The following is a 12,973-nucleotide window of genomic DNA, read 5'->3' as shown; positions in this document are numbered from 1 at the left end:
TTTTGTATATCTCTTCCATACTCAATAGATAAAAACCTTCAAAAATCGACGAAATTTGTTAAGAAATTGCAAACTTTTCTTCTTTTTTTGAGGTTTCAAGAAGGGTTAAAGGGCAGTTATCTAGATTTTCGTGCATTAACTCTATAACCTAACAAAAATAAAAAAAGCTAATCGTCATCGTCACGCCCCGTACGGGTTACGCCGATTTCCGATTAGCTTTCTCCATTCTTATAGTGCCCTTACTTTTTCAATCAGGTGCGCAACTCCATGTTCATCATTTCTTAATGTCATGGCATCGCAAACTTCTTTGACCTCTGGATGTGCATTTCCCATTGCTACACTTTTCCCTGCAATTTTTAACATTGAGAGGTCATTTAAACTATCACCCACTGCAACAATGTCTGAAAGTGGTATTCCCAATTCTTTCGCAACCCTTGTAAGGGCGTCTCCCTTTGAAGCATCCTTATGCTCAAGTTCAAAGTTATGAACCGCAGAGGAGACAAGCGTTAATCCCTTTTCAGCCTTAAAATGCTCCCAGCCTTTTTGCCATTTCTCACGATGGAAAGTAAAGGCTAAAATATTATAGACCTCTACATTCATGCTCTCGATTTCTTTATAAGAAGAAATGAATTGAAATCCTGATTGACTATACTGTGTTTCAGCAGCTTCCTGCAATTCTTCAAGTTTAACCTCTGGATTCGCACTCACAACACGGTCCATTTCTATGGCAAGTAATTCTCTGGCATTTTGAGGGGTAAGAATCGCATTCTGACTAAACACTTCATAGTAATACCCCTCCAATTCTAACCATTGAAGGATTTCTAAAGCTTTTGTTTGCTCAATAGGAGTTGATTGAAACAGTTCGCCACTTGGAGTGTGAATGGTCGCCCCATTGGCCGCTATAATCCAAGTTTCAATTCCTGTTCCTTCAAAAAGTGCATTCACATCAAAGTGGGCACGACCAGTAGCTATCACAATCTCTATTCCATCTTGCTGGGCTTCTTTGATCGCCTTTAAATTTTCATCACTTATTCGATTTTGATGATTTAGCAGGGTTCCGTCTAAATCTATGGCAATTAATTTACTCATTTTCTTCACTCTCCCCATCTGCAATAAGTAGATCCACATTGTTTTTATTTAATAATTCTTGGAAAGCTTTCGACGGAGTTTTATCTGTGATAAACAGGTCGACTTCACATATATCAGCAAACTGATAGAAATCAGTCACTCCTATCTTTGTATGGTCAGCGACAACAATAACTTGTTTCGCTCGACTAATCATCTTCCGCTTGACCATTCCGTCATCTTCGTGAGCAATAGTCAAACCATTTTCTGATATACCAACTACACCTATAAATGCCTTATCAACATAGTATTGCGAGAGCTTTTCAATTACCGCTGAACCAAATAGAAATCGATGTTCTTTTTGTAACTGTCCCCCAAGTAAATGAATATGTATTCCCCGCTTATTCGATAATACTTCAGCTTGATTTATAGAGTTTGTAATAATGGTTCCATCTTCAATCGTTAAATGTTCAGCACAAGCCTGTACGGTTGTGGAAGCATCCAAAATAATCCGATCCCCTTCAGTCATTAATTCAGCTGCTTTTTTCCCAATGATTTTCTTTTCCTCTGACACTGTTTTGAGACGATTAGAATAATCTTTAATTTCATTATGCAAAGCCGGAAGAATCGCTCCACCTCTTGTTCGAATGATTCTCTTCTCCTCTTCTAGCTTGACAAGATCACGTCTAGCCGTATCTTTAGAAACGTCAAATAACGTACATATTTGTTCCACAGAAATACGTTTATTCTTTTTCAAAAAGTCTAAAATTGCAATTAATCGCTCTTCTTGATACATCCAAGAACACCTTACCTTAAGTGTTTATAAGTCTATATAAGTGATTATAAGTTTTTAAGTGGTATTTTTCAAGGGACTTAATGTCTTAACAAGGGAAAAACTTAAAAAAACCGCCCAAAAGGACGGTTTTCTCGATTATTTTGTATAAACAGCATTCGATAAAAGTCGGAATAAGTAATCCGTATGATCTCGGAATCCTGGCTCTAGTCCCATTAAGGTAACATTACCATCTTGTACGATAACTGGCTTACCTTTTGCCGCCTCTTGACCTTTCCAATGCCCAGCAAGGAAAAAGTCATCAGATTCCTCATAGCTTGAAATCACCTTTTTACCTTCTGTATTTGTATACCATGTCGGCTGATAGACAAAGCCTAGATCACTCTGCTGATAACCCGCAGTTAAACTAGATGTTGTGTGGGTTAGCTTTACGATTCCATTACTGTTAGCTCCCCCATTATTAACTACAATATCAGTCAGACCTAATGTTTTTGTTGCTGTTGATGCTCCAGCACCGATCGCTATATAGCTCCCACCGTTTCCAACAAAGCTCTCGACATTAGCTTTAAATTGATTGTATTGTTCCTGACTCTCTAGCCCGAACTCTTTATTTGCTAATCTATTATTATAGGAAATTAAGTTAGATGTTCCATTATAAATAAATACATCTGTATTTATTCCATTTTCAACCACTTCCTGTGGTGTAACCTCTTGAACATTAAATCCAAGACGATCCAATGCTAATTTTGTCCCTGCATGTGTTTGAGCTTTGTTCATTCCACCGTCTTTTAATATCGCAACGGTTTGGCTATCAATCATTTCCACTCCTTGAGGCACCTGTTTACTTTCTATTTTGACAGGGTGGTCTTTTACTAGTTCCTTCAGTTCGCCTCTCAGTTCTACTGGTGCATATAGAGTTCCCTCTTCATCCCTTTGTAAAGAATGTCCACTATTTAATAGGGTGTTCGCAATCGAGATGGACTCCACTGACGTATTAGGAATGGCATATGGGCCGGATCCGATAACTTCCCCTTTTGTGGTCACTTTATTTACTAGGGCTCCCTTCACATCAAACACAGCATCCGCACTTACTTCAATAGCTTTAAACCCCCATAACTCAGGGAGATTCCAAGCAGAAATATCATACATGGATGGGGTGTCCTCAGTAATATCCTCTCCATCCCAAAGCATCGTGTTAGCAAGACCTGCTTTTGCCTGATCCATTGGTACGATATAGGTTCCTTTCGGATAAGTTACTCCATTATAATCAAAGTTCTTTTTCGCTTGTTCCACAGATATATCATTGTCTTCAAGATGCTGTACTACCTTTAAGGTAGCTGAAGCATCCTGTTCATCTACAGGTAGTATGTAGGCTTTAGGAAAATGTCCACTCTCATGAAACGGATGATCAAACTGAACGCCTCTTTTAAATATCTCTATTTGATCTTTAACCATTTCTACTTTATTCTCGCTGGAGTAACTTAAAGCACCCATAACAGCATCATACGTCCATTGCACTCCATCCCAATCATTTGTCGGTGCTTCAAGCGTATAGCCATAGGCTCCATGATACATCGCATACATTGGAGTGAAAATTGGAGGATAATCGTCCCAGCCGGCTGAGTCATCACGCTGTGGAATATATGTGCCAGTCATATTCTGATAATCCACTTTTGACGTTTCTGTATTCGTATTTTTATAGTTTTCTTTATTGCTGACAATGCTTTTTTCCATTGCTTCCGCTTGAGTTAATGCCCATTCAGAAAAAAGATCATATTCGTAATTTGGGTTATGAGGTGGTGTACAAGGCTCGATTAACCCTGGTTTAGATGGACCACCATAGCCTTTCACATAACCATGAAGGTCAAGAAAAACCATTGGATTCCATTCAGTAATCATATCCACCATATGCTCGGTTTCCACCTGTGACTGGGTAATAAAGTCACGGTTTAAGTCAATTCCATTCCCATTAAAACGGGTCGCACCAATTCGCCCATCTGGATTAGCAACCACATTAAAGATTAGAATATGGTCTTCTAAAATCGCTTTCGTTTGTGGATCATTCCCTTTTGAAAAACGCTCAATTAGCTGAAGAACGGCATCAGTTCCTACAAATTCAGTCCCATGAATGGACCCATTGATCAATACGGGTACTTTTACATCTGGATGCTTGTCCACAAATTCTTGTGCTTTCACAGGACTTTTAATCATTTTCTTTCTTAACGCCTTATAATGACCAAACTTTCCCTTTGCATCTGTATCGGACACAATGACAGTGAACATCTTATGCCCATTAGCTGAAGTAACATCGCTCTCTTCTAAAGTAATTCTATTACTCTCAGAAGCTAGTTGACTAAGATTTGACTGAATCTCAGAATACTTCACAAAATCATAGTGCTCACTATTAAATAGACTTTTATCCTTCTCAACTAGTTGACCTTGTTGCTCTACGATAGTTTTTGGAGGGGAATCTGCTAGAACATTAATCGGGGCTGGTGTGGCACTTAATAACGCAATACTTGTTAAACCAATAAGAAAATTCTTTTTCATCTATGTACCTCCTCGTAATCTTGTACATTATATTAGTATAATTATTCAATTTAGTACATAAATATTTATATCTATTTTAGAAATCCCTACTATATTACTAGATTTGTACTTGATAAGAATCAGGGGCAGGGCTGGTGCCAGGTACATTTCGCTGTTTTTGTACCTGGGAGAAAAACGACAAATAACTATCTTTTCCGGGGAAATAATTTATGCTTTCCGAAAAACTTTGTAGTTTTTTTCAAAATAACAGCGAAATATGTATGTTGAATAACTTCAGAAGGACAATTCTATGCTAAGAAAACACAAGAATGGTTTTCCGAGTACGATTTATCATGTAACCACCTAGAGGAACCGAAAACAGGATTTATTTTAAGCAAAACTATGTTCACTACCATCCTTTAAGCCAGATTCTACAGCCTATTCACTCTGTGTGAGGGAATTGTTGGGTAACGCTAACCGACATTCATCTCCCACTTACTCTTGGGCTACATTCCTTGAAGTGGGAAACTCCTGTCGGGAAATGATAAGTCCAATGTCTCAAAGGTTCATGACAAAATTCTGTGTACAAATCGCAAATAATGGCACCACTAAAAAGAGCTATCAATTCTTTTAAAAATGAATATGAACATCAAAAAATATTAATATAAAGGTGCTAATGTACCTGGCACCTCTACCAGCACACTTCCTTTATCCTAACCGCTCAATAATGGTTGCATTTGCCATTCCATGTCCTTCACACATTGTCTGTAGCCCGAAGCGTCCGCCTGTTCGTTCTAATTCATGCATCATGGTAACCATGATTCGTGCACCACTCGCTCCTAGTGGATGACCTAGTGCTATTGCTCCTCCAATAGGGTTCAATTTAGTCGGATCGGCACCCGTTTCCTTTAACCATGCCAATGGGACAGGTGCGAAAGCTTCATTTACTTCGAAAATATCGATATCTTCTAACGAAAGTCCTGCTTTTTTTAGCACCTTTTCTGTCGCAGGAATCGGTCCAGTGAGCATTAAAGTTGGATCTGAACCAACCACCACACGAGTATGAACTTTGAATCTCGGTTTTAACCCTAATTCTATCGCCTTCTCTTTATTCATTAGCAATAACGCCGCTGCCCCATCACTTATCTGGCTGGAGTTCCCCGCGTGGATCACGCCATCCTCCTGGAAAACCGTTTTTAATCCTGCTAATGCTTCCATCGTCGTTTCTTTTCTTGGTCCTGAATCTTCATTAACAATAGTTGAGGTCCCATCATCTGCTGTGACTTCAAGAGGCATTATTTCCCTTGAAAAATATCCTTCACTTTGAGCTTTTAATGCCTTTTGATGACTTTCCCAGGAAAATTGGTCAAGCTCCTTTCGGGTAAAGCCATATTTCTTCGCAATTCTTTCAGCAGATAGACCTTGATGAATGATCTCATAACGGCTTTTTAATTTCTCACTAAAAGGGGCCCCTTGATAGTTTGAGGCAATCGGAACTCGGGACATATTTTCAACCCCTCCCGTGATTACGACATCCATATCGCCAGCCAGGATCGCCTGTGCACCGAAATGAACCGCTTGCTGACTTGAACCGCATTGGCGATCAATGGTGATGCCCGGTACTTCTGTAGGCAGCCCAGCAATAAGAGCTGAAACCCTGGCAATGTCACCTGCTTGTTCTCCAGATTGAGTAACACACCCAAGAATAACATCTTCTATTAATGCCGGATTGACACCTGAACGCTTCACAAGCTCCTTCAATACATCCCCAGCTAAATCATCTGGCCTGATATTCTTTAATAACCCATTTCTCCTTCCGACCGGTGATCGTACTCCCTCAACTATAACAACTTCTCTCATATTAACCTCCCTTTCTATAACCCTAATTTTTTTGCAATAATCGTCTTCATGATTTCATTCGTTCCTGCATAGATACTTGCTACCGGTATGTCTCGATATCTCCTAGCAATCTTATATTCTTCCATATACCCGTATCCACCATGAAGCTGCATACATTGAGTTGCAATACTTCTTGCTGTTTCCGTCAGCTTCCATTTTGCCATCGATACTTTGGTTACTACATTTTTATCATCCATATGTTCCGCTATTAATTGATCTAAAAATGCTCTTCCCATTTCCACTTCGGTTGCCATCTCAGCAATTTTAAATTGTGTGTTTTGAAACTGACTAATCGATCTTCCAAAAGCTTCCCGACTCCTTACATATTCTATCGTCATTCCGAGCATTTCCTCGGACGCCACTTGCGCTGCAATCGCGACAACCAGACGTTCCTGTTGAAGTTTATCCATCATGTAAAGAAAGCCTTTACCTTCGTCACCAAGAAGGTTTTCTTTCGGAACCTTGCAATCTTCGAATATTAATTCAGCCGTATCCTGACAATGAAGACCGACTTTATCAAGCTTCCTGCCACGTGAAAACCCTGGATGGTCTCGCTCGATAACCAGTAAACTCACACCTTTATGTTTGGGACGTATGTTTGTATCCGTTTTACAAGCAACAATGACAAGATCGGCATGGATCCCATTGGTAATAAATGTTTTTTCTCCATTTACAATATAGTAATCACCCTCAAGCTTTGCAGTAGTTTTAATATTAGCCAAATCAGACCCCGTACCAGGTTCGGTCATGGCAATTGCGGTAATCGTTTTACCCGTTGTACACGATGGAAGCCAACGACTTTTTTGTTCTTCCGTCCCAAATGCCGTTATATAAGGAACAACGATATCATTGTGCAGGCCAACACCGATTAATCCTGATCCGACCCTTTCTAGCTCTTCATTTATGACAACAGCAAATCCCCAATCCACTTCACTGCCACCGTATTTTTCGTCAATATCGGGACAAAGAAATCCTTGCTCCCCCATTTTTGTCCAAAATGACCTTGGAATCATACGATCCTTTTCCCACTTTTCATAATAAGGGTAAGCCTCTTTCTCTAAAAATTTGCGTAAGGATTTACGAAAGATATCATGTTCTTCCTGTAAGTATGGATGGTTCATTTGGAATCTCTCCTTTTAGGCATGGTGTTATTGATACATTGTATGCCATAACTTTCATAATCTATTGAGAGGATGTTTGCACGAAAAAGTTTATTTTTCTTATTACTTATATTGTAACGGAAAACCTCATAAATTATTAGAATATTTTAAAATATCCAACAAACAATAAACAAAAAAAGGATGCCCCATAAAAATAGGTCATCCTTATTTCCAATACGATTATTTTCTAAAGGCAATTTTTTGTCCTGGATTCATTAAATCAAGTAATGGCAAATCGCTTTCATTTATTTTCCCAATTACATTTACAGCGGAATCTGCCTTTAGATTTCGTTTCACTAGTTGAATTTCTCCACGATAACGGCCGTATTCATCATTATCTTGAGTAATGGTGCCCCGATGGCGTTCAAACGTATTCCGTGGTGTGACATTCTCCTTTGTTCTTGTGTCTAGTAATCTTAAGACATCCCTTCCTGGATCAGGCCGTAGCTGGTAGTCACCTTCTAACTCAGCATCCCCTGTATATCCGAGTTCAATGAGATCTTCATGATCAAATCTAGTTAGTTTTCCAAGAAGTTCATTGGAAAAGTCGGGATCACCGATGAATATTCCTTTTACTCCTAAGCTATTTAATTCAATAGCACTTAGGTAGGGATTTGTCGAACGATGATCTTCTAGGGTTGGTAACCCCTTGAATAGGGGCCCCCTCTTTTCTCGGTCACCTGGAATGAAAGCGTAGACTGGTATTTTTAATTCGTCAAACATCTTCTGTTGTACAATAAAAGATGCATAGTCTAATCCTGTTTCCGGTCTTGGATAAAAATTATGCCAGGCAATTAGATTCTCAGGGTCTAGCCCTATATTCAACCATTCCCTCACTTCCCTTAAGCTCAGTGTGCTTGCGTTTATAGCGAGTGTAAATGATTTTGATAAATTGACTACCTCTTCAGGAGTAAATTCATCATCTAAACGGATCGCTTTTACACCTAGCTCCTTTAAAGCCTTTAGGGAGGAAACACCCAATACCTCTGGAGTTTTATGGGAAACATCAGCATAAACATCGAAGCCATTATCATTAAATAATGATAAAAGTTTACGGGCTTTATCCACTAGAGTTCCTGACTCCTCAGGAATATGAAATGAAGTAAAAGCATTCCGTATTCCTAACTCTGCTGCCCTAAGGATTTGCTTTTCTGCCGAGTCATCAGATAAATAAACAGATATCCCGATCATTCGAATTCACTCGCCATTTCGTCTTTAAAACCGAAGAGATAAGTCAGAATAAACCCGGCTGCATAGGCAATAAGAAGCCCGATAATATAGAATATAATTTCTCCTGCATTTACTAAGAAAATGAGTGGAATTCCCGAAACTCCGATTACAAACGTTGCAACATCAAAATATGCCTGAAATGCACCTCCAAAACCAGCACCTAGACACGCTGTTAAAAATGGTCGCCCTAATGGTAAGGTAACACCGAAGATCAGTGGTTCACCAATTCCAAGAATACCGGCTGGTAACGCTCCTCCAACGGCTCTTTTTAATTTTTTCTTTTTCGTCTTCATAAAGATGGCGAAAGCAGCCCCTACTTGACCAGCTCCACCCATCGCTAGAATCGGAAGTAATGGATCGTCACCAAGGGAATTAATTAATTCAAGATGAACAGGTGTTAAACCTTGATGCAAACCAGTCACGACTAATGGGAGGAAGGTAGCACCCAGCACAAAGCCTGCTACAAGTCCGCCAACATCAATAAGGGATAGCAATCCTTGAGTAATGATATCAGATATAAATCCTCCAATTGGCATAAACACGCTATACGTCAATAATCCAGTAACTAATAAAGCAATTGTTGGTGTAAAAATAATATCAATCGCTTGCGGCATGATTTTCCGAACATTTTTCTCCACGAAAGCCATAAATATTGCAGCAATTAATACCCCGATTAATCCGCCTCGGCCTGGTAGTAAATTCTCTCCAAATAAAGCAACATCACCTATTGCTGGATTAATAATTAATATTCCAGCTAAACCACCTAATGCTGGTGAACCGCCAAACTCTTTTGCCGCATTCACCCCTACTAGTATGCCTAGATATCCAAATAAACCGCTTCCAATAATTGATAGAATCATGACTAACTGGGATTCGCCGTTTAACCATCCAGCCTGCACGAAGAACTTTGTAAAACCAGTGATGAGTCCTGAAGCGATAAGTGCCGGGATCAGTGGAATGAAAATATTGGCAATCCTTCTTAGAAGTAATTTAAATGGTGTACTATTCTTTTTCTTCAGTTCGTTCTTCTGTTCTGAAGCACGAGCCTTCAAGTCAATTTCTCCAGATTCATTTTCGACAAGCTTCCCAAATTCTTCGGTTACTTTATTGACTTTACCTGGACCTAAAATAATTTGATAGGTTTCATCTTCTACAAAACCTAGTACCCCATCAATCTTTTGAATTGTTTCTTTATTGATTTGTTGATCATCATATACCTTAATACGAAGTCTAGTCATACAATTTTCATAGCTTGCTATATTGTCTGCGCCGCCGAACTGCTCTAATATTTTCCTTGCTAGTTCTTGATTACTCATTTCTAAAATCCCCCTTCTCCCCTAAAGTTTTTTCAATGTATGGATCGACTCACGAGTACGATCAATGTACGTGACTGTATCCTCATATCGCGAAGCAGATAACCCAAGAAACAAAACGTCTATCATAAAAAGCTGTGCGAGGCGTGAGGATGTCGCTCCACTTCTAAATGGTGCTTCACGTGTGAAAGAAGTGTGCAAGGAAATATCAGTTATATTAGCGACTTTAGAGCCCCCATATTTTGTTAAACTAATGGTTTTCGCTCCTTTTTCCTTCGCAAGCTTTAAGACCTTGGCAACTTCCTCCGTTTCACCTGAATAAGAAATTCCAAAAACAACATCATCTTCACTTGAATTAGCAATCAATGTCGCGACTAAATGTAAATCTGAAAACGCAGTCGCATTCTTTTTGATCCGTAAAAATTTCTGCTGTGCATCAAGCGAGATGATATGTGAAGCACCGATTCCAAATAAATGAATGTTTTTTGCTTTTTCAAGGACATGAATCGCCTTTTGAACCATTTCTTCCTGGATCAGCTCAGCTGTTTCATTTATACTTTGAATACTGTTGGTTCTTGATTTTTCAATGATTGAGTAAAGGGATTCATTTGCGGAAATATCTCGGTAGCCTGTCGAGTCGTCTTTATTGGCTAAATCCCCCGCAAGTCTTACCTTTAGCTCTGTGAAACGCTTTATACCAAGAGATTTACAGAGTCTGATGACAGCTGCCGCGCTTGTGTTCGACTTTTCAGCTAGCTCGGCTGTAGTGAATTTGATCACCTTCCCTGGATGTTCGAGGATGTATTCAGCAATCTTCCTCTCTGAACTAGGGAGCTCGTCGATTAGATTAGAGATCATTTTAAGTGTTCCTTTTACCTGCATCGAAATCCCTTACCTTTCATCTTTCAATGGCTAGTCTTACATATCCATTTGCATCCTCGAGTCGATTTTTTGCCTCTTCATAATCACAATTTAAAGTAATCATCACGATTGATGGTTTTACTTCATTATTTGCCTTCTTTAAAGTAGAAACGGCTTCTTCATATTCAACCCCAGTAATACTTTGGATCATACCAATAGCACGTTGCTCAAGTTTAAAGTTGCTAATATTGACATCAACCATAAGATTTCCATATGCCTTGCCAAGTTTGATCATTGAGGCAGTGGAGATCATATTTAGTACAAGCTTTTGAGCCGTTCCTGCTTTTAAGCGAGTTGACCCTGTTAACACCTCCGGACCAACAATGACCTCAATGACATGCTTTGCCTCTTTAGAAATCTTGGCCTTTTCATTACAAGAAAGAGCTACTGTATTGGCACCTAATTCCCTTGCATAACGAAGTCCTCCAATCACATAAGGTGTGCGTCCGCTAGCAGCAATTCCGATAACCGTGTCATTAGGTGTTACCCCTATTTCTTGTAAATCCGTTTTCCCAAATTCTTCTCTATCCTCTGCCCCTTCTACTGCTTTTACAAACGCCTTCTCCCCACCAGCAATTAAACCAACAACTAGTTCAGGATCAACACTGAAGGTAGGTGGACATTCAACAGCATCTAACACACCTAAACGACCGCTTGTTCCTGCCCCCAAATAAATGAGTCTGCCACCTTGAGAAATGGAATGAACCACCTCATCTACAACACCCTCAATTTCCGGTAAGACTTTCTGAACAGCTATAGCTACTTTCTGATCCTCTTCATTTATCATTTGAAGAATATCACCAGTACTAGCTATATCAATCTTAAGCGTATTCGGATTTACTTTTTCTGTAGATAATCCTGAGAAATTTTCTTGCATCTATTAAACCCTCCTGTTGAATGCGTTTACAAAATATTGATTATCTATATTATAATCATTTCTGAAATTATATTTCAACATTTTATTTATATTATTAAAATATATTTTTAGTACTTTTTTTAAAATTCTTCAACCAATCAAGAAAAAACTTGGTTTTCCAAGGTTTGTTGACAAATACTTATTTTCTGAACCGTCAGCTTCTAAAAAAATAGTTCAAATAAAAACGAAGAGTTGATAAAGGCTTTTGTAATCCTAAGCTTTTAATCAACTCCTCGCGGGGTCCTGTATATAATGACATGAGAAATCTTTTGTGGTATCTTTTAGGTAGATGGACATACTATTTAAAAGAAGAGTTGAACGTTCCACATCCAACTCTTCAGTACAATAGAAATTCCCTTTATAGGGAGAAGGCTCATAACCCGAGTGGGCCCTAGTGCAGAACCACCCTACGCCTGCAAGCTAATGGGGTGGTTTATTTTTCGTCTTTCCGAAAAGACAAAATCGCAATTACAAGCAACGAAAAGCTAATCGTCAATGTCAATGCCTCTGCAATGGTAATCAAGGCTTCACCCCCTTTCTTTCAGGGAATGAAAGCCCTTCACCCTAGAGATCATCATGGCTATTGTACTTAATAAAATTATAGCATAATCAGCGACACCGACCTAATTTTTCCCAAAATTCGATAAAAAACAGCCCGTTTTTTATTAAAATTTTCAGGTGTTTCTTGAATTAATGACATGAGAAATGAAATGTAAATTTTGAACATGTATATCTTTCTTCATTTATCAAGCTTTTTGTCGTTATCAAAAATAAAGAATAATATCGATAATCCACTAAAAAGTAACACCCGTCACAAACAACACCATTTATAGTGTCATTATAATTAGGAAAACATTTAAAAAAGTTATAATGGCCTTCTTTAAACCTTTGAAGGACCAAACTTCTTACATAAACGATCAAAATGGCCTTCATCATGACTATGAAGGACGATACTCCTACAAGAACCGTGAAAGGGCCTTCAAAAACCTATTATAGACAGTGGACTACTACTAAATAATAGTTCGGCAAAAACTCGCCAACTAGTGACGAGTTCTTGCATTTTTATATGTCAATAGTTTGGTTATACGAAGCGCCTCAAAATTTCCAATAGCACCATCTATAAAAATGGAACCAGAAGTATTATGTG

At 38.8% G+C, this 12,973-nt stretch carries 10 protein-coding genes; all 10 read right to left on the bottom strand.

Annotated elements, in window-relative coordinates; all coding sequences use genetic code 11:
• Positions 1–228 precede the first annotated feature (228 nt).
• The gene (locus JOC86_RS21110) at positions 229–1,089 is read right to left on the bottom strand and encodes a Cof-type HAD-IIB family hydrolase (RefSeq protein ID WP_205174923.1); all 861 of its coding nucleotides are present in this window, start codon (positions 1,087–1,089) and stop codon (positions 229–231) included.
• A complete protein-coding gene (locus JOC86_RS21105; RefSeq protein WP_205174922.1) occupies positions 1,082–1,861 on the bottom strand; it encodes a DeoR/GlpR family DNA-binding transcription regulator in 780 nt (259 codons plus the stop codon). Before JOC86_RS21105 ends, JOC86_RS21110 begins: the two co-directional genes overlap by 8 nt.
• Before the next feature lie 135 nt (positions 1,862–1,996).
• Positions 1,997–4,408, bottom strand: coding sequence for a M14 family zinc carboxypeptidase (locus JOC86_RS21100; protein WP_205174921.1), 2,412 nt, complete (start codon positions 4,406–4,408; stop codon positions 1,997–1,999).
• A 687-nt stretch (positions 4,409–5,095) separates the two neighbouring features.
• Positions 5,096–6,247 carry a thiolase family protein gene (locus tag JOC86_RS21095; RefSeq protein ID WP_205174920.1) on the bottom strand — a complete coding sequence of 384 codons (1,152 nt, stop codon included), beginning with the start codon at positions 6,245–6,247 and terminating at the stop codon, positions 5,096–5,098.
• 14 nt (positions 6,248–6,261) lie between these two features.
• Complete coding sequence (locus JOC86_RS21090) at positions 6,262–7,407, bottom strand: acyl-CoA dehydrogenase family protein (RefSeq protein ID WP_205174919.1); 1,146 nt, start codon at positions 7,405–7,407, stop codon at positions 6,262–6,264.
• Positions 7,408–7,626: 219 nt separating this feature from the next.
• The gene (locus JOC86_RS21085) at positions 7,627–8,637 is read right to left on the bottom strand and encodes a MupG family TIM beta-alpha barrel fold protein (protein WP_205174918.1); all 1,011 of its coding nucleotides are present in this window, start codon (positions 8,635–8,637) and stop codon (positions 7,627–7,629) included.
• Positions 8,634–9,992: a PTS transporter subunit EIIC gene (locus tag JOC86_RS21080; protein WP_205174917.1), complete on the bottom strand. Its 1,359-nt coding sequence runs from the start codon at positions 9,990–9,992 to the stop codon at positions 8,634–8,636. Before JOC86_RS21080 ends, JOC86_RS21085 begins: the two co-directional genes overlap by 4 nt.
• A gap of 21 nt (positions 9,993–10,013) precedes the next feature.
• Positions 10,014–10,847: a MurR/RpiR family transcriptional regulator gene (locus JOC86_RS21075; RefSeq protein WP_205174916.1), complete on the bottom strand. Its 834-nt coding sequence runs from the start codon at positions 10,845–10,847 to the stop codon at positions 10,014–10,016.
• A gap of 40 nt (positions 10,848–10,887) precedes the next feature.
• Complete coding sequence (gene murQ, locus JOC86_RS21070; protein WP_205174915.1) at positions 10,888–11,787, bottom strand: N-acetylmuramic acid 6-phosphate etherase; 900 nt, start codon at positions 11,785–11,787, stop codon at positions 10,888–10,890.
• Positions 11,788–12,259: 472 nt separating this feature from the next.
• The gene (locus tag JOC86_RS24805) at positions 12,260–12,349 is read right to left on the bottom strand and encodes a putative holin-like toxin (RefSeq protein WP_239587754.1); all 90 of its coding nucleotides are present in this window, start codon (positions 12,347–12,349) and stop codon (positions 12,260–12,262) included.
• Positions 12,350–12,973 lie beyond the last annotated feature (624 nt).

The sequence above is a fragment of the Rossellomorea pakistanensis genome, from assembly GCF_016908495.1.
Lineage (GTDB): Bacteria > Bacillota > Bacilli > Bacillales > Bacillaceae_B > Rossellomorea > Rossellomorea pakistanensis.
This window is presented reverse-complemented; position numbering and strand designations above follow the sequence as displayed.

Bases quoted from the DNA above. Each gene is read 5' to 3' on its own strand.
- JOC86_RS21110 (WP_205174923.1), bottom strand. From the start codon at position 1,089: ATGAGTAAATTAATTGCCATAGATTTAGACGGAACCCTGCTAAATCAT.
- JOC86_RS21080 (WP_205174917.1), bottom strand. From the start codon at position 9,992: ATGAGTAATCAAGAACTAGCAAGGAAAATATTAGAGCAGTTCGGCGGC.
- JOC86_RS21075 (WP_205174916.1), bottom strand. From the start codon at position 10,847: ATGATCTCTAATCTAATCGACGAGCTCCCTAGTTCAGAGAGGAAGATT.
- JOC86_RS21090 (WP_205174919.1), bottom strand. From the start codon at position 7,407: ATGAACCATCCATACTTACAGGAAGAACATGATATCTTTCGTAAATCC.
- JOC86_RS21095 (WP_205174920.1), bottom strand. From the start codon at position 6,247: ATGAGAGAAGTTGTTATAGTTGAGGGAGTACGATCACCGGTCGGAAGG.
- JOC86_RS21100 (WP_205174921.1), bottom strand. From the start codon at position 4,408: ATGAAAAAGAATTTTCTTATTGGTTTAACAAGTATTGCGTTATTAAGT.
- JOC86_RS21105 (WP_205174922.1), bottom strand. From the start codon at position 1,861: ATGTATCAAGAAGAGCGATTAATTGCAATTTTAGACTTTTTGAAAAAG.
- murQ (WP_205174915.1), bottom strand. From the start codon at position 11,787: ATGCAAGAAAATTTCTCAGGATTATCTACAGAAAAAGTAAATCCGAAT.
- JOC86_RS21085 (WP_205174918.1), bottom strand. From the start codon at position 8,637: ATGATCGGGATATCTGTTTATTTATCTGATGACTCGGCAGAAAAGCAA.